At 58.3% G+C, this 16,699-nt stretch carries 16 protein-coding genes; 11 read left to right on the top strand and 5 right to left on the bottom strand.

The features are described 5' to 3' along the window. The first annotated feature begins 83 nt into the window (after positions 1 to 83). From tamA to ACR6AS_RS13065, 3 genes are read left to right on the top strand one after another with little or no spacing between them, the layout of a single operon-like run. Complete coding sequence (gene tamA, locus ACR6AS_RS13055; RefSeq protein WP_293774610.1) at positions 84 to 1,799, top strand: autotransporter assembly complex protein TamA; 1,716 nt, start codon at positions 84 to 86, stop codon at positions 1,797 to 1,799. Next, positions 1,796 to 5,563, top strand: a complete 3,768-nt coding sequence (gene tamB, locus ACR6AS_RS13060) for an autotransporter assembly complex protein TamB (RefSeq protein ID WP_367395861.1) — start codon at positions 1,796 to 1,798, stop codon at positions 5,561 to 5,563. The genes tamA and tamB overlap by 4 nt, the downstream gene beginning before the upstream one ends. 2 nt (positions 5,564 to 5,565) lie before the next feature. Beyond that, complete coding sequence (locus ACR6AS_RS13065) at positions 5,566 to 5,919, top strand: gamma-glutamylcyclotransferase family protein (protein ID WP_111139234.1); 354 nt, start codon at positions 5,566 to 5,568, stop codon at positions 5,917 to 5,919. Between the two features lie 59 nt (positions 5,920 to 5,978). On the opposite strand, the gene ppa is transcribed toward ACR6AS_RS13065, so the two are convergent. The 3 genes from ppa to ACR6AS_RS13080 all read right to left on the bottom strand — a co-directional run bounded on the left by ppa (position 5,979) and on the right by ACR6AS_RS13080 (position 7,527). Then, on the bottom strand, positions 5,979 to 6,509 hold the full coding sequence (gene ppa / locus ACR6AS_RS13070; RefSeq protein ID WP_111139235.1) for an inorganic diphosphatase: 531 nt from the start codon (positions 6,507 to 6,509) through the stop codon (positions 5,979 to 5,981). Between the two features lie 100 nt (positions 6,510 to 6,609). Next, the gene (locus tag ACR6AS_RS13075) at positions 6,610 to 7,059 is read right to left on the bottom strand and encodes a DUF441 domain-containing protein (RefSeq protein WP_111139236.1); all 450 of its coding nucleotides are present in this window, start codon (positions 7,057 to 7,059) and stop codon (positions 6,610 to 6,612) included. 57 nt (positions 7,060 to 7,116) lie between these two features. Beyond that, positions 7,117 to 7,527: a lysozyme inhibitor LprI family protein gene (locus ACR6AS_RS13080; protein ID WP_434162433.1), complete on the bottom strand. Its 411-nt coding sequence runs from the start codon at positions 7,525 to 7,527 to the stop codon at positions 7,117 to 7,119. Between the two features lie 173 nt (positions 7,528 to 7,700). Here ACR6AS_RS13080 and ACR6AS_RS13085 point away from each other — a divergent pair, with 173 nt between their 5' ends. After that, positions 7,701 to 9,260, top strand: coding sequence for a methyl-accepting chemotaxis protein (locus ACR6AS_RS13085; protein WP_111139237.1), 1,560 nt, complete (start codon positions 7,701 to 7,703; stop codon positions 9,258 to 9,260). Positions 9,261 to 9,399: 139 nt separating this feature from the next. On the opposite strand, the gene fbp is transcribed toward ACR6AS_RS13085, so the two are convergent. Continuing rightward, positions 9,400 to 10,407 (bottom strand): class 1 fructose-bisphosphatase, encoded by a 1,008-nt coding sequence (gene fbp, locus ACR6AS_RS13090; protein WP_009087416.1) that lies wholly within the window; start codon positions 10,405 to 10,407, stop codon positions 9,400 to 9,402. A gap of 168 nt (positions 10,408 to 10,575) precedes the next feature. On the opposite strand from fbp, the gene mpl reads away from it, so the two are divergent. Continuing rightward, complete coding sequence (gene mpl / locus ACR6AS_RS13095; RefSeq protein WP_111139266.1) at positions 10,576 to 11,928, top strand: UDP-N-acetylmuramate:L-alanyl-gamma-D-glutamyl-meso-diaminopimelate ligase; 1,353 nt, start codon at positions 10,576 to 10,578, stop codon at positions 11,926 to 11,928. A gap of 125 nt (positions 11,929 to 12,053) precedes the next feature. On the opposite strand, the gene yjgA is transcribed toward mpl, so the two are convergent. Then, the gene (gene yjgA, locus ACR6AS_RS13100) at positions 12,054 to 12,599 is read right to left on the bottom strand and encodes a ribosome biogenesis factor YjgA (RefSeq protein WP_111139238.1); all 546 of its coding nucleotides are present in this window, start codon (positions 12,597 to 12,599) and stop codon (positions 12,054 to 12,056) included. Positions 12,600 to 12,714: 115 nt separating this feature from the next. Here yjgA and pmbA point away from each other — a divergent pair, with 115 nt between their 5' ends. From pmbA to ACR6AS_RS13130, 6 genes are all read left to right on the top strand, one after another. Beyond that, positions 12,715 to 14,055 (top strand): metalloprotease PmbA, encoded by a 1,341-nt coding sequence (gene pmbA, locus ACR6AS_RS13105; protein WP_111139239.1) that lies wholly within the window; start codon positions 12,715 to 12,717, stop codon positions 14,053 to 14,055. Positions 14,056 to 14,118: 63 nt separating this feature from the next. Then, positions 14,119 to 14,505: a cytochrome b562 gene (gene cybC / locus ACR6AS_RS13110; protein ID WP_111139240.1), complete on the top strand. Its 387-nt coding sequence runs from the start codon at positions 14,119 to 14,121 to the stop codon at positions 14,503 to 14,505. Between the two features lie 295 nt (positions 14,506 to 14,800). Beyond that, entirely contained in the window at positions 14,801 to 15,136 is a 336-nt protein-coding gene (locus ACR6AS_RS13115) for a glycine dehydrogenase (protein ID WP_111139242.1), read from the top strand. A gap of 13 nt (positions 15,137 to 15,149) precedes the next feature. Continuing rightward, entirely contained in the window at positions 15,150 to 15,512 is a 363-nt protein-coding gene (locus ACR6AS_RS13120; protein WP_111139243.1) for an SFCGS family glycine-rich protein, read from the top strand. Beyond that, the gene (locus ACR6AS_RS13125) at positions 15,509 to 15,808 is read left to right on the top strand and encodes a DUF4312 family protein (RefSeq protein WP_111139244.1); all 300 of its coding nucleotides are present in this window, start codon (positions 15,509 to 15,511) and stop codon (positions 15,806 to 15,808) included. The genes ACR6AS_RS13120 and ACR6AS_RS13125 overlap by 4 nt, the downstream gene beginning before the upstream one ends. Before the next feature lie 114 nt (positions 15,809 to 15,922). Continuing rightward, the gene (locus tag ACR6AS_RS13130; RefSeq protein ID WP_367395857.1) at positions 15,923 to 16,699 is read left to right on the top strand and encodes a DUF4311 domain-containing protein; all 777 of its coding nucleotides are present in this window, start codon (positions 15,923 to 15,925) and stop codon (positions 16,697 to 16,699) included.

Raw genomic sequence — 16,699 nt, forward strand, 5'->3', positions numbered from 1 at the left:
CAAAGATGATTAATAAATGCCCCGTGGAAAAGGGGCCGGCATGATTAACAGGAGTACAGGTGCCACGATTTTACACTTATTGCATGGCCAGCCTGCTGCTTGCCGCGCCCGCCCTTGAGGCGGCGACCGTGCGATTGCAGGTAGACGGCTTAACCGGGGATTTGCAAAAGAATGTCAGGGCGCGCCTGTCGACCATTGGCAGCGATGAGGTCTCAAACGATGGCCGTTTTCGGGCACGCGTCTCCGTCGCAATAAAAGAGGGGCTGCGCGCACTCGGTTATTACGAACCCACTATCGACTTCGAATCCCGTCCTGCGCCAGAACAGGGCGGTCGCCCGGTGCTGGTGGCAAAAGTGACGCCCGGCCAGCCGGTTAAAATCGGCGGCAGCACCATCGTGGTCGAAGGCGATGCGCGCAACGACGCCGATTACAAAGCCTGGGTAAAGCAGGGGCGGCCAAAAGTGGGCACCCAGCTCAACCACGGGCAATATGACAAATTCAAAAGCGGCTTCTCTAATCTCGCCCTGCGCAACGGCTACTTCGACGGCACCTTTAAAAAGAGCCAGCTTGGCGTGTCGGTTGAGCGGCACGAAGCTTTCTGGGATATCGATTACGACAGCGGCGAGCGTTACCGCTTCGGCGACGTGACCTTCCAGGGCTCGCAGATCCGCGAAGAGTACCTGCAGAATCTGGTGCCCTTTAAAGAGGGGGACTACTACAACTCCCGCGATTTAGCCGAGCTGAACCGCCGCCTCTCGGCCACCGGCTGGTTTAATTCGGTGGTGGTCGCGCCGGAATTCAGCAAGGGCCGTAAGACCAAAGTGCTGCCGCTGAATGCTGCTATGTCGCCCCGTGTCGAAAACACCATTGAAACGGGTGTCGGCTACTCCACCGATGTGGGGCCACGCCTCAAGGGAACCTGGAAGAAACCCTGGGTTAACGATCGGGGCCACAGCCTGACGGCCAGTGCCTATGTCTCTGCGCCGGAACAGCAGGTCGATTTAAGCTACAAAGTGCCCCTGCTGAAAAGCCCGCTGGAGCAGTACTACACCTTCTCCGGTGGCCTGAAGCGAACCGACCTCAATGACACCAAAGCCGATACCAGTACACTTGCCGTGTCGCGCAACTGGGACAACAGCAGCGGCTGGCAGAAGGCCGTTAATCTGCGCTGGAGCCTGGATCACTTTACGCAGGGCAACGTAACCAATACCACCATGCTGCTCTATCCGGGCGTCAGCGTAAACCGCACCCGCTCGCGTGGTGGCCTGATGCCGACCTGGGGCGACACCCAGCGTTACTCCGTCGATGTCTCAGACACGACCTGGGGATCTGACGTCGACTTCCTGATCTTGCAGGCGCAAAACGTCTGGATCCGCACCCTGGGCGACAGTCACCGCTTTGTGGCCCGCGGCAACCTTGGCTGGATAGAAACCAACGATTTCGACAAAGTCCCGCCGGATCTGCGCTTCTTCGCCGGGGGTGACCGCAGTATTCGTGGCTATAAATACAAAAATATCTCTCCGCGTGATGAAGACGGAAAACTTACGGGTGCCTCAAAACTTGCAACCGGATCGCTGGAGTATCAGTACAACGTCACCGGTAAATGGTGGGGGGCCGTCTTTGTAGACTCCGGCGAAGCGGTCAACGACATCAAACAAAGCAACTTTAAAACCGGCGCGGGCGTCGGCGTGCGCTGGTCTTCACCTGTAGGGCCCATCAAATTTGATATCGCCAGACCTGTTGGTGATAACGAGGAGCATGGATTGCAATTTTACGTCGGACTGGGGCCTGAACTATGAAGCTATGGAAAAAGGTCCTGATTGGTATTCTGATCTTTCTGGTGCTGCTGTTGGGCGGCGTGGCGTTTTTAATCGGTACCACGCCGGGGCTGCATCTGGTGCTGAAGGGCGCATCGCGCTGGGTGCCCGGCCTGTCGATCAAACAGGTAGACGGCGGCTGGCGCAACCTGACGCTCAACGGTCTGCGTTACGAGATGCCGGGCGTCAGCGTGGATGCCGGGCAGATCCATCTGGCAGTGAATCTTAACTGCCTGCTGCACTCGTCGGTCTGCGTGGACGACATCTCCCTGCGCGACATCAGCGTGGTGGTCGACAGCAAAAAGATGACGCCATCTGCGCCAGCGCCGGAAGAGGAGAGTGGCGACACCAACCTCAGCACGCCATACCCGATCACGCTGAGTCATCTTGGCCTGCACAATATTAATGTGAAGGTCGATGACACGGCGATCTCGCTGCTCGATTTCACCACCGGCCTGCAGTGGCAGGATCGCGCCCTGACGCTGAATCCGACCCATATCCAGAGCCTGCTGATTGCGCTGCCCAGGGCGGCGAAAGTTGTGAATGAAGAGGTGGTGCAGCCGAAAGTGCAGCAGCCTCATCCCGCTGAAAAGCCGCTGGGTGAAACGCTGCAGGCGATGTTTGCGCAACCTCTGCTGCCTGCGCTGCCCGATTTCCGTCTGCCGCTGGATATTGATGTGCAGCAGATTCTGGGCGAACAGCTGCGTATTACCGGCGACACCGATATTTCGGTCAGCCGGTTACTGCTGAAAGCCAGAACCGCCGACCGTCAGATGCAGCTGACAACGCTGGACGTGGACTCGAATCTGGGCAAGCTCAACGGCAGCGGACAGGCGACACTGGCGGATAACTGGCCGGTCGATTTCGCCCTCAACGGCACGGTCAACACCGACCCGATTAAAGGCGAAAAGCTGGCGCTGAAGCTGAGTGGCGCGATGCGTGACGAGCTGAAGCTGGGGCTGAACCTCTCCGGCCCGGTCAACGCGCAGCTCGACGCCACGACGCAGCTGGCGGTCGCCGGACTGCCGCTGTCGCTGCAACTGACCAGCCCGCAGCTGCGCTGGCCGTTAACCGGCCCGGTACAGTATCAGGCGGATAAGCTGGACTATCAGTTCAAAGGCAAGGCCACCGACTACGTGATGACACTGCAGACCGCCGTGAAAGGGGAGTCGGTGCCGCCGGCCAGCGTCTCGCTGACGGGTAAAGGCAATGTCGAACAGTTCAGCCTCGACCGCCTGCGCATTGCCGCGCTGCAGGGCAATATTGACCTCACCGCCCTGGTGGACTGGAGCAAAGCCATCAGCTGGCGCAGCGAACTGACGCTGGCAGGCATTAACACCGCGAAACAGTACCCCGACTGGCCCGCGCGACTGGATGGCAAAATCACCACCCGCGGCAGTCTCTATGGCGGCAGCTGGCAGCTGAGCGTGCCGCAGTTGCAACTCAAAGGCAATGTGAAGCAGAACGCGGTGACTGCGGACGGCTCACTTACCGGTAACAGCTACAACCAGTGGACGGTGCCGGGCATCAAACTGGCGCTGGGACGCAACCACCTGGATGTTAAAGGGGCGCTGGGCGACAGCCTGGATCTCGACGCCAGCATCAACGCGCCGCAGCTCGACAATGCGCTGCCGGGCCTGGGGGGGGTTGTCAACGGCACGATTAAAGCGCGCGGCACCCTGAAAGCGCCGCAGCTGCTGGCCGACCTTAACGGTCGCGGCCTGCGCTGGCAGCAGATGCAGATTAACCGCGTTACGCTGAACGGCGACGTTCGTTCCGGCGAACAGGTGGCGGGCAAGCTGCAACTGCGCGTCGAGCAGCTGAAGCAGGATGCGCTGAACATCAGCCTGCTGACGCTGAACGCCGACGGCAACGAAAAGCAGCATCAGCTGAAGCTCAATGTGCAGGGCAAGCCGGTGTCCGGCCAGCTGGCGCTGAACGGCAGCTTCGATCGCCAGACCGAACGCTGGAAAGGGTCGCTCAACGACACGCGCTTTGATACGCCGGTCGGGGAGTGGCGTCTGACCCGCGCGATGGCGATCGACTACCTCAACAGCCGCCAGACGGCGACGATTGGTCCGCACTGCTGGCAGAACCCCAATGCGCAGCTCTGCGTACCGGAGCCGGTCGAAGCCGGACCGGCAGGCCATGCGCATGTGGTGCTGAACCGCTTTGACCTGGCGATGGTTAAACCCTTTATGCCGGATGCCACACAGCTGAGCGGCCTGTTCAGCGGAGATGTGCGCGTAAACTGGACCGCAGAGGGTGGATTGCCGACCGGCACCGTGGCGCTCAAGGGCAACGGCGTCAAAGTGGTGCAGGATGTGCAGGGCAACAGCCTGCCGATCGCCTTTGACACGCTGAACCTGAATGCGGCGCTGCGCAACGGCCGCGCGCAGCTCGACTGGCTGATCCGCATCGCCGGTAACGGGCAACTGGATGGCAATGTGCAGATCGACGATCCGCAAAACCGCCGCAGGCTGGGCGGTAACGTCAACATCCGCAATCTCTCGCTGGCGATGCTCAATCCGGCGCTGATGCAGGGCGAAAAAATCAAGGGCAGTCTGAACAGCGCCCTGCGCCTGGGCGGCAGTATTCAGCAGCCCCAGGTGTTTGGTCAGCTGGGACTGACCGGGGTGGATGTGGATGGCAACTTTATGCCGGTGGATCTGACCAATGCCAGCCTGAACCTGGTGTTCAACGGCATGAGTTCGACGCTCAACGGCCTGGTGCAGACCGCGCAGGGCAACATCAACCTCAGCGGCAACGCCGACTGGAGCCAGCTCGATAACTGGCGTGCGCGCATCGCGGCGCAGGGCAGCCGGGTGCGTGTCACGGTGCCGCCAATGGTGCGTATGGATGTCTCGCCGGATCTGGTCTTTGAAGCGACGCCAGCCGCCTTTAACCTGGATGGCCGTGTCGATATTCCGTGGGCGCGTATCACGGTGCAGGAAGTGCCGGAGAGCGCCACCGGCGTCTCGTCCGATGAGGTGATGCTGGATGAACAGCTGAAGCCGATTGCACCAAAAACCGCCTCGATCCCGATTAACAGTAATCTGGTGATCCACGTCGGTAACGATGTGCGGCTCTCAGCGTTTGGCCTGAAAGCGAAGCTGAATGGCGACCTGAAGATGGTGCAGGATAAATCCGGGCTGGGCCTGAACGGCCAGATCAATATCCCGTCCGGGCGCTTCCATGCCTATGGTCAGGATCTGATCGTGCGTAAAGGTGAGCTGCAGTTTGCCGGTCCGCCGGATCAGCCTTACGTCAACCTCGAAGCGATTCGTAATCCGGATGCCACCGAAGATGGCGTCACGGCGGGTCTGCGGGTCACCGGGCTGGCGGATGAGCCGAAGGCGGAAGTCTTCTCCGATCCGGCGATGTCGCAACAGGAGGCGCTCTCCTACCTGCTGCGTGGTCAGGGATTAGGCAGCGACGGCGACAGTAACGCGCTGACTTCGGCCCTTGTTGGCTTAGGGGTTGCACAAAGTGGTCAGGTTGTGGGTAAAATCGGGGAGACGTTCGGTGTCAGCAATCTTGCTGTTGATACTGCGGGTGTTGGCGACAGCCAGCAGGTGCAGGTCAGTGGCTATGTGCTGCCGGGTCTGCAGGTAAAATACGGTGTTGGCATATTTGATTCACTGGCGACGTTAACCTTGCGTTACCGCCTGATGCCCAAACTCTATCTGGAAGCCGTGTCCGGTGTGGATCAGGCTCTCGATTTGCTCTATCAGTTTGAGTTTTAGCAATGCGAATAATTGTCTACGGCAGTTTACGGCGCAAACAGGGAAACAGTCACTGGATGACGAATGCGCAGTGGCTGGGTGATCACCAGATTGAAGGCTTTGAGCTTTACAGTCTGGGCCATTATCCCGGCGTAATTGAGGGCAACGGAACGGTACATTGTGAAGTGTACCGCATTGATGCCTCAACCCTGGCGGAGCTGGATGCGCTCCGTACCAAAGGGGGAGAGTACAAACGTTATCTGACTCAGACGCCGTTTGGCAGTGCATGGCTTTATGTCTATCAACGCTCAGTGGCAGGACGCCAGCACATCACGAGTGGAGACTGGCTGAAGCGCGATGAGGAGCCAGGGGCCTGAACAAAAACACCGTCCAGATGGACGGTGTTTTTTTTTCGACTTACAGACCGGCAGCAGAATTATTTCTTCTGAGCGCGCTCGTAAGAGGAGATGATTTCGGCTTTAGCCGCTTCGGCGTTGTCCCAGCCATCCACTTTCACCCATTTGCCTTTTTCCAGATCTTTGTAGTGCTCAAAGAAATGGGTGATCTGGGCGCGCAGCAGTTCTGGCAGGTCGTTCACATCTTTGATGTGATCGTACTCTTTAGAGAGCTTGGTGTGCGGAACGGCAACCAGTTTGGCATCTTCGCCAGACTCGTCGGTCATTTTCAGCACGCCAACCGGACGGCAGCGGATCACTGAGCCTGGAACCAGTGGATACGGGGTTGGAACCAGTACGTCAACCGGGTCACCATCCAGAGAGAGGGTGTTGTTGATGTAGCCGTAGTTGCACGGATAGAACATCGCGGTAGACATGAAACGGTCTACAAACAGGGCGCCAGACTCTTTATCAACTTCATATTTGATCGGATCAGCATTCGCTGGGATCTCAATGACAACGTAGATATCTTCTGGCAGGTCTTTACCTGCTGGCACCTGGTTCAAACTCATCGGGCATTCCTTCAATGGTCGTATGTTGAGTGTCGGCTATTATAGCCAACTGACTCTGAAAGTATGCCCTCTTTTTAGCGTTTCGGAATGCGCCCAAAGGCTACTTCGCGGTCACTAACAGCGAAACAATCCCTGCAGCAATCAATGGTCCTACCGGCACACCCCGGAAGAACGCGACACCGATGATCGTGCCGATCAGCAGCCCGCCAATCACCGAAGGCTGGACGCTCATAAAATTCACGCCCCGTCCGCCCAGCCAGGCGACGAAAATACCGACCAGAATCGCCACAATTGACTGCCAGTTAGCAAACGACTTTATCAGCGACGAGGCGGGCAGCGACCCGCTGGCCAGCGGCGCCATCACCGCCACGGTCAGGATAATGATGCCCAGCGTAATGCCCTGTTTTTCCACATAGGGAAAAAACCGGGAGAGTGGGGTCAGTTTGATCGCCAGCAGCACCAGAATGGAGATCGTGACTGCGGTGTTGTGAACGAAGTAACTCAGTACGGCGAGGCCGATAAGAATAAGGGTCGGGACGTAAGGTGCCATGGTCTCTTCCTGAAAGTGAGTGGGCGCACTGACTCGCCAGCGTCAAAACCGCTGCGATCAGCAATCATCAGGGTTAGCGCAGCTGCCTTTACCCAGCGACTGCAGCATCAGCGCCTGATTGCGCACCAGGCTCAGCCCCTGGGCGCTCAGAGCCACGCTGCCCAGCGAACCCTGGGTCTTGAGCCGGCTCCGGCTGGCCTCAAGCCAGCTATCGCGGTAGCTCAGCCACGCACGCTGTGCGCGCCGCAGCGTCGTCTTCTCCTCCCCGCTGAGGCGTGTCATCAGCGTGTTGTACTGCGCATTCATCTCCTGATCCCAGGCCCGCGTCGCCGCCGCGTAGCACTGGTTCATGGCAAGGGTGGTCGAGGCCCTATCCAGGCAGCGGTCGAGGGAGGCATCGGTTTTCAGATCTTCGGCCATCGTCGCGGTGCTCACAAGCAGCAGCATCAGAAACAATCCTGATTTCATCGGTTTCTCCGGATAAAAAGGGGCGGCGTTCAGCTTGCTGGATGTTTCCGGGATGATCAAGGCGTTAACACTCTATTAATCAGGGTTAAAGTTTCGGAGCGTTATTGCCGATACCTCTTCCGCATTAGGGCCGCTTAAATTTTCGCCTTTTCTCATACATGGAAATCATCAGGATGAAACAGATATCACTTCGCACGGGGTTGCTGGCACTGCTGGCATTTATGACACTGCTGCTGCTGGCGGTGAGTTTTATGGGGATCGTGGCAATTAATAAAGGCAACCGCTCGCTGGATGTGATCAACCGCATTCAGGGGATTGAGCTGAACAGCCTTTATCAGAGTAACGCCGATCTGATGCGGGCCCGCGCCAACGCGGCGCTGGCGGTGCGTAAAATCGAAATTGGTATGCTGGAGGAGGGCGCGGCCGTGACCAGGCTGTCGCAGGCCGATGTGGTGTCATCCCAGCAGAACCTGAAACGTTTTGTGGATGCGGGAACGGTGACGGCGCACGGAAAAATGCTGGCGGATGCGATTGCGGCCAGCTACAAGGCCTATCTCGACCAGGGCATTAAGCCGATGATGACCGCGCTGGATAAGCAGTACACCGACGAATATTACCAGCTGCTGGAAGGCAACCTGGCGACGCTGGCGGCCGGATACAACAAGGCCGTCACCGACTTCAGCCAGTTCGCTGAACAGGTGACGCAGGCCCAGCTGGCGCAGGCGGCCCACAACGAAACCAAAATGAAAATCCTGATCGCCGTGGCGGTGATCTTAACCCTGATGCTGCTGGTTCTTGCCTGGCAACTGTTGCGCCGGATGCTGCTGCTGCCGCTGAACCAGGCGATCGTGCATCTTGAGCAGATCTCGATGGGCGACCTGTCACAGGCGCTGCCGCCCTCCGGCAACAACGAACTGGGACGGCTTAACCATGCGCTCGCCGACATGCAGGCGTCGCTGCGCAACTCGGTCAGCCTGGTGCGCGAAGCGAGTATGCAGATCGACATCGGCAGCCGTGAACTGGCGGCGGGCAACGTCAACCTGTCGCAGCGCACCGAAGAGTCTGCCGCTTCGCTGGAGCAGACCGCGGCCAGTATGGAGCAGCTCACAGCAACGGTCCGCCTGAACGCCAGCAATGCTCAGCAGGCGCACAAGCTGGCGAATGCCGTCTCCGACACCGCCGATCGCGGTGCGGAGGTGGTTTGCTACGTAATGGAAAAAATGCATGAGATCACCGACAGCGCCAATCGCATTGGCGATATCCTGAGCGTGATCGACGGCATCGCCTTCCAGACCAACATCCTGGCACTTAACGCAGCCGTGGAAGCGGCGCGCGCGGGCGAACAGGGACGGGGCTTTGCGGTGGTGGCAAACGAAGTGCGCACGCTGGCACAGCGCAGCGCCAACGCCGCCAAAGAGATCCGCACGCTGATCAGCGATTCACAGTCACGGGTGAAAGAGGGCAGCGAGATGGCGACGCGCGCCGGAGAAACCATGGATGAGATTTCGGGCGAGGTGATGCGCGTCACCTCACTAATGAAAGAGATCTCTATGGCCTCCGACGAGCAGAGTCGCGGTATTGAGCAGGTCAATCAGGCCGTGACGCAGATGGATGCGGCAGCGCAGCAGAACGCCGCGCTGGTAGAGCAGGCGACTGCGGCGACGCAGTCGCTGGAAGCGCAGTCCGATCAGCTTCAGGCCACGATGGCGCAGTTCAGGCTGCAGACGGCATAACGATCAGGGGAGCAACCCGCCCTCCGGGCCCGAACGGCGGCGGTCTGCCGGTCGGGCCATCGTTACGCCGGATCAAAAAAGCCAGCGCACGTTAACCGCGCGCTGGCTTTTTGCTTTTCTGGCTTAAACCGCGACCGGATTAGCCCTGACGGCAATCCGGGAACTCGGCCAGGAAACGCTCAACGTCGTTCACCATCGCCTCATTACCGCAGTAGAACGGGCAGCGCTGATGCAGCGTGACCGGTGGAATATCCAGAATACGTCGCTGACCATCGCTGGCTTTACCCCCCGCCTGTTCGGCCAGGAAGGCCATCGGGTTGCACTCATACAGCAGACGCAGCTTACCCTGAGGATGGCTGGCGGTGCTTGGATAGAGGTAGATGCCGCCTTTCAGCAGGTTACGATGGAAATCTGCGACCAGCGAACCGATGTAACGCGAGGTGTAAGGACGGTGGGTTGGCAGATCCTCTTCCTGACAGAACTTCAGATATTTCTTCACGCCCTGCGGGAAACGAATGTAGTTACCTTCGTTGATGGAGTAGGTGTAGCCGGTCTCCGGGTAGGTCATACGCTCGTGGCTCAGACAGAACACACCCAGCGACGGATCGTAGGTAAACGCATGTACGCCTGCACCGGTGGTGTAAACCATCATGGTGGAGGAGCCGTAAACCACGTAGCCTGCAGCGACCTGCTTGTTGCCCGGCTGCATAAAGTCCGCTTCAACCACTGGCGTACCCGGTTCGCTGACGCGGTGATAAATAGAGAAGATTGTGCCGACGGACACGTTAACGTCGATATTAGACGAACCATCCAGCGGGTCCATCAGCACCACATATTTGCCGTTCTCCTCACCTTCGAAGATCACGAACTCATCTTCTTCCTCAGAAGCGATACCGGCGACGATGCCACGCGCTTTCAGGGCTGCCTTGAGTTTTTCATTGGCGAACAGATCCAGTTTCATCTGCTGTTCACCCTGAACATTTTCCACACCACTGGCACCGAGGATATCCACTAACCCGGCTTTGTTGATGTCGCGGTGAATAATTTTGGCACCCAGCTTGATAGCTGAGATCAGTGCCGTCAGTTCACCTGTGGCGTGCGGAAAGTCGTGCTGCTTCTCGACGATAAATTCGCCCAACGTTTTCATAACACATTCCCTGAATCTGCGATGGAGTGGCAGCACGCGTAACAGTCTGCCAACGGATGCGTACGCAGTTTAGCCGATTGAACTTCAAAAACCATAGTCCTAATCCGTTTCTTCCGTCTGCGAGCAGGGTTACACTGTGCGCCGAACTTTTGAGTAATGGATCATGTTATGCGCATTCACATCCTCGGGATTTGTGGCACGTTTATGGGCGGTCTGGCGGTGCTGGCTCGCTCACTGGGTCATCAGGTGACCGGTTCCGACGCCAACGTTTACCCGCCAATGAGCACGCTGCTCGAACAGCAAGGTATTGAATTAACTGAAGGTTACGACGCGAGCCAGCTTGACCCGGCACCCGACCTGGTGATTATCGGCAACGCGATGACGCGGGGTAATCCCTGTGTGGAAGCGGTGCTGGAACGTAACATTCCTTACCTTTCTGGCCCGCAGTGGCTGCATGATTTTGTGCTGCGCGACCGCTGGGTGCTGGCGGTCGCCGGAACCCACGGCAAAACCACTACAGCCGGCATGGCAGCGTGGATTCTGGAGGCCTGCGGCCTGGAGCCGGGCTTCATTATTGGTGGTGTGCCCGGAAACTTCGATGTCTCGGCAAAATTAGGAAAAAGTCCATTCTTCGTCATCGAAGCGGATGAGTATGACTGTGCCTTTTTCGATAAGCGTTCCAAGTTTGTCCACTACGCGCCACGCACCCTGATCCTCAACAACCTTGAGTTTGATCACGCGGATATCTTTGACGATCTGCGCGCCATCCAGAAGCAGTTCCACCACCTGGTGCGGATCGTACCGGGGCAGGGCAAGATCCTGCTGCCGGAACACGATGCTAACCTCAGGCAGGTGATGGCGATGGGCTGCTGGAGCGAGCAGGAGAGCGTGGGCGACCACGGACGCTGGCAGGCGAAGAAACTGACGCCCGACGCCTCACACTGGGAAGTATGGCTCGACGGCGAAAAAGTGGGTGAAGTGAACTGGGCGCTGGTGGGCGAGCACAACATGCACAATGGCCTGATGGCGATTGCGGCCGCGCGTCATGTCGGTGTCCGGCCGGAAGATGCCGGGCAGGCGCTGAACAGCTTTATCAATGCCCGTCGCCGGCTGGAGCTGCGTGGCGAAGTGAACAGCATCAAGGTCTATGATGACTTTGCGCATCATCCGACCGCGATTCTGGCGACGCTGGCCGCACTGCGCAGCAAGGTCGGCGGCCGGGCACGCATCCTGGCCGTGCTGGAGCCGCGCTCTAACACGATGAAGATGGGCATCAGCAAAAACGACCTGGCACCGTCACTGGCGCGCGCGGATGAGGTGTTTCTGTTCCAGCCGCACCATATCCCGTGGCAGGTGTCCGATGTTGCCGAAGCCTGTATCCCGCCAGCCCACTGGAGTGCAGATATCGACACGCTGGTGGAGATGGTGGCAAAAGCCGCTCAGCCAGGCGACTCGATCCTGGTCATGAGCAACGGCGGCTTTGGGGGGATTCATCAGAAGCTGCTGGACAGGCTGCAGTAACACGACAGGCGCCCGCATCGGGCGCTTTTTTTGCCAGCGATACCGGCGGCTGGCCTGTATCAATGACCGAGGCGAACCGGTCAGAACGTGCGTTAATCTGCCTGCAACTGGGGTCAGGTCTGGCTTTAGTTTGCTTCGGCCAGTTCGCGCAGGTACTGGAAAATCTGACGGGCAGATTTTGGCGGCTTGTTGCCCGCTTTCTCTTTCTGCGCGTTACGGATCATGCTGCGTAACTGCTGACGGTCGGCCTCAGGATAAAGTGCAATCACGTCGCTCATCGCCTCATCGCCCTGCTCAATCAGACGATCGCGCAACATTTCCAGCTTGTGGAACAGCGCAACCTGCTGGTTGTGACGGTTCTTGAGCTTGTCCAGCGCCACGCGGATTGGCTCGACGTCGATACTGCGCAGCAGTTTGCCGATCAGCTGCAGCTGACGGCGGCGACCCTCTTTCTTAATGCGCTGTGCCAGTTCGATCTCGGTGCGCAGGCGTTCATCCAGCGGGATCTTATCCAGCGAGTTTTTCCCCAGATCGACCAGTTCGGCACCCAGGCGTTTTAACTCTTCGGCATCGCGTTTAATTTCACTCTTACTGACCCAGATAATCTCTTCATCTTCTTCTTCGTCATTATCTGGCACATCGTCGAGCCACTCATCGGGCTTTTTAGTCATTTCCGGGCTCCCAAAAAAAAGAGGCTAATCCTACCAGTTTATCGGGTGACTGCGAAATTGTTCTCTGACTCTGATAGACTCAAATCATTCACACATAAGATTAGACGGCAGGTCGATGAACGTATCTACTCAGGTTGCAGAACAGCGAAAAGTACTGGAGCAGGCGATTGCGCAGGCACTTGAACTGGCTAAGGCAAGCACTGACAGCGCGGAAGTCGCGGTCAGTAAAACCACCGGCATCGGGGTCAGTACCCGTTATGGCGAAGTGGAAAACGTCGAATTCAACAGCGACGGTGCGCTGGGCATCACCGTTTATCATCAGAACCGTAAAGGCAGCGCCTCATCGACCGACCTCAGCCCGGATGCGATCAAACGTACCGTGCAGGCGGCGATTGATATTGCGCGCTACACCTCCCCCGATCCGTTTGCCGGTCCGGCCGATGCAGAACTGCTGGCCTATGATGCGCCGGATCTGGATCTCTACCATCCGTGGGAGATTGACGCCGATCGCGCTATCGAGCTGGCGGCGCAGGCCGAAGAGGCCGCGCTGCGCGCCGACAAGCGGATTACCAACACCGAAGGCGGCAGCTTCAACAGCCATGTCGGCATCAAAGTCTTTGGTAACAGCCACGGCATGTTGCAGAGCTACTGTTCAAGCCGTCACTCGCTCGCCAGTAGCGTGATTGCCGGGCAGGATGACAACATGGAACGCGACTACGCCTACACCATTGGCCGTGCGTTTGAGGATCTGAAAAGCCCGGAGTGGGTGGGTGCAGAGTGTGCGCGCCGCACGCTTTCCCGTCTGGCACCGCGTAAGCTGCCGACCATGAAAGCCCCGGTGATTTTTGCTGCGGAGGTGGCGACTGGCCTGTTTGGCCATCTGGTGGGAGCGATCAGCGGCAGCAGCGTCTACCGTAAATCGACCTTCCTGCTGGACGCAATGGGACAGCAGATTCTGCCGGAGTGGCTGACCATCAATGAACAGCCGCATCTGCTGAAAGGGCTGGCCTCTACGCCTTTTGACAGCGAAGGCGTGCGTACCCAGTCGCGCGACATCATCAAAGCGGGCGTCCTGCAGACCTGGCTGCTGACCAGCTACTCGGCGCGCAAGCTGGGCCTGACCAGCACCGGTCACGCTGGCGGTATCCACAACTGGCGCATCGCAGGCCAGGGTCACAGTTTCGATGACCTGCTGAAGCAGATGGGCACCGGCCTGGTGGTCACCGAGCTGATGGGTCAGGGCGTCAGCGCCATTACCGGCGATTACTCTCGCGGGGCAGCCGGCTTCTGGGTTGAGAATGGCGTGATTCAGTATCCGGTCAGCGAAATCACCATCGCGGGTAACCTCAAAGAGATGTGGCGCAACATGGTGACCATCGGTGACGACATCGAAACCCGCAGCAACATTCAGTGCGGTTCCGTATTGCTGCCTGAAATGAAGATAGCGGGACAATAAGATGGATTCCTGAAGCAGCCGGCTGGCTGCTTTTTTTTCATCACAATAAAAAAGGAAATAATGATGCGTAAGCATGTGATTGCAATGTTGTCGGCTTCTCTGCTGTTCTCCAGCGTCAGCCTCTATGCGGCGGATCTGGAAGAGGATATGGGCACGCTGAATGCGAACCTGAAAATTGTCAAAAAAACGGACAATGCTCAGGAGATGCAGCAGGCGTTAGCGAAGATGCGCACTGCCGCGCAGGATGCGAAGCAGTCCACGCCGGATAAGCTGGAAGGTCAGCCTGCTGACAGCGCGCAGGTAAAAGCGTATCACGCCGGTCTGGACTCGCTGATTGCCCAGATCGATGTGGTCGATGCGCTGGCGAAAGCGAACAACGTGGATGGCGCAAAGCGCGAAGCCGCTAAATTTGATGACATCCGCAATACCAACCATAAGAAATTCCGTTAATCAGACCGCCGGTCAGCCCGACCGGCGGTTTTTTATCATCACCTCTGCTTATCACGTCCTCCTCTTTTAGCGCTCGTCCACCACTGCGCCGCACGACCTCCCGCTTTATGACCGTCCGGCGTCACGTTCTGTGCAATCTGTGATGTCTGCCGCACTAATCGTGCAGGCTGCGATCTGACGCACAACCTTCACCTCGATTTCCACTTGCTGCTGGAAATGTTGCCTCTCCACAGCCGGTGCGATGCGGGCTAATTTATTTTCAACGCGAATTATCCGGCTTAACAGGAGTAGCAAGGTGAGCAATAACGGCGTCCCGGTGTATGAAGCGCCACCGGAGAAAGTGCAGGCGCTGGCTGAGCGCGTGATGAGGCAGATTGAGGCGATTTACCAGCAGCATGGCATTCAGCCCAATGCGGTGCAGCAGCAGATGCTGCAGTCCCATGTCACCGCCATGGCGTCACGCTCACTGAGCGGGGAGCCGCTGCCGGATGTGGAAGCGGAGCTGTTTGAGGATATTCCGCCGGAGACGTTAGTGCTGGCGCAGCAGGTGGTGGCGCTGTTTGGCAATCTGCCCCGTGAAGAGGCGTGGCTGCTGTCAGTCCATATTGAAGTCGCGCGATCCAACAACTGAAGAGGAACAGAACATGGTCACAGTCGTGATTGGCGATCGGTTAGGTAAAGGGCAGAAAGTGGCGGCAGGCATCGAAAAAGCGGGTGGCCGGGCCATCGTGGTGCCGGGGGTGGCGGCCGACATGAAGCTGGGTGATGTGATGAAGGCTGAAAACGCTGATTTTGGCATCTCTTTCTGCGGCAGTGGCGGTGCAGGCGCGATCACCGCGCAGAACAAACATGGTTACAAAGCAAAACATGGCATGCGCTCGGTCGATGAGGGCGTTACTGCCATCAATGAAGGCGCCACGGTGCTGGGTTTTGGTTTTATGGACAAGGAGGAGTTAGGCGAGCGGCTGGTGCAGGCCTGGAACAGGAAGCACGGCAGCGGATCATGAAAGAACACTACGTGACGCAGGTGACGGTCGACGGCAAAGGCGACACCAAAGCGCAAGCCTTTGCCGATGCCCTGAGCCGTGTGCAGAACCAGGTTCTGCGCGCAACGCAAAAAATCCTGCTGCGCATCGAGCCTCAGGATGTCCGGGTGCTGCGCGCGCAGGAGAGCGTCAGAACCGAGAAGTTTCTCTTCTTCTTTCTGGCGCGTCAGCGCCGGCGCTTCAGCGTCACGCTGGAGATCACCGTCAGCGTCACCGTTTTCGACACGGAGCAGGTGGTGTTCACGACAACATCATAAGCCTGTCAGCATCGGGCCGTTCTGCCACATTTCTGCCGTCGCGACGGTGCGGCGGGCAGCGCGAGGCGGCGGCTGACGCCGGGCGGGCAAAAAACGACAATAAGGTACAACAACATGTTTTTAATCATTTTGTTTAAGTCGTTGATCATTGGCGGGCTGGTTGGCGTCGGCGTGGGTGCAGGCGCCGCGCGCATGTTCCACGCGCCGACGACCCAGGGGATGGGCGCGTTTCGAACGCTGGGCGAGCTGAACTCGTGCGAAGGCGATCCGGCATCCCACTTCTCCTTTGGTCTTGGCTTCTTTTTCAATGCCTGGGCATCTTCTGTTGCAGCCGGTTCCTTCACGCAGGATGTGGATCACCGCATCATCCCGAACTGGGGCGCGGCGGCGCTGATGGTGAAGAATCGTAACGTGGCGGAGACGCTGCACAACCCGAAAAAAATGGCTATCGCCTGCGGCATCATCGGCATGATCGTGGTCGCCTTCCTCAACTCGACCGCCTCGGCGGTACCGGCTGCGCTGCAGGTCACGGCGGTTAAAGTACTGGTGCCTGCCGCGAATCTGCTGGTGAACACCGTCATGCCGGTCATCTTCTGGCTGGCGGCGATCGACGCGGGCAGGAAGTCGGGCTTCTGGGCCACCATTTTTGGCGGTCTGGCGCAGCTGATCATGGGCAACGCCGTGCCGGGCCTGGTGCTGGGAATTCTGATCGGTAAAGGCGTGGAAGAGAGCGGCTGGAACCGGGTCACCAGGGTCATGATGACCGCAATTGTGCTGCTGTTTGTGCTGAGCGGCTTCTTCCGGGGTTTCGACATGAAACTGCTGCAGTCATTCCAGCTCGGCATTCCTGGCTGGCTTGACCTGATCCATAACGCCGTCAGCGGCAAATAG

This window comes from Pantoea phosphatilytica (assembly GCF_051025615.1).
GTDB lineage: Bacteria > Pseudomonadota > Gammaproteobacteria > Enterobacterales > Enterobacteriaceae > Pantoea.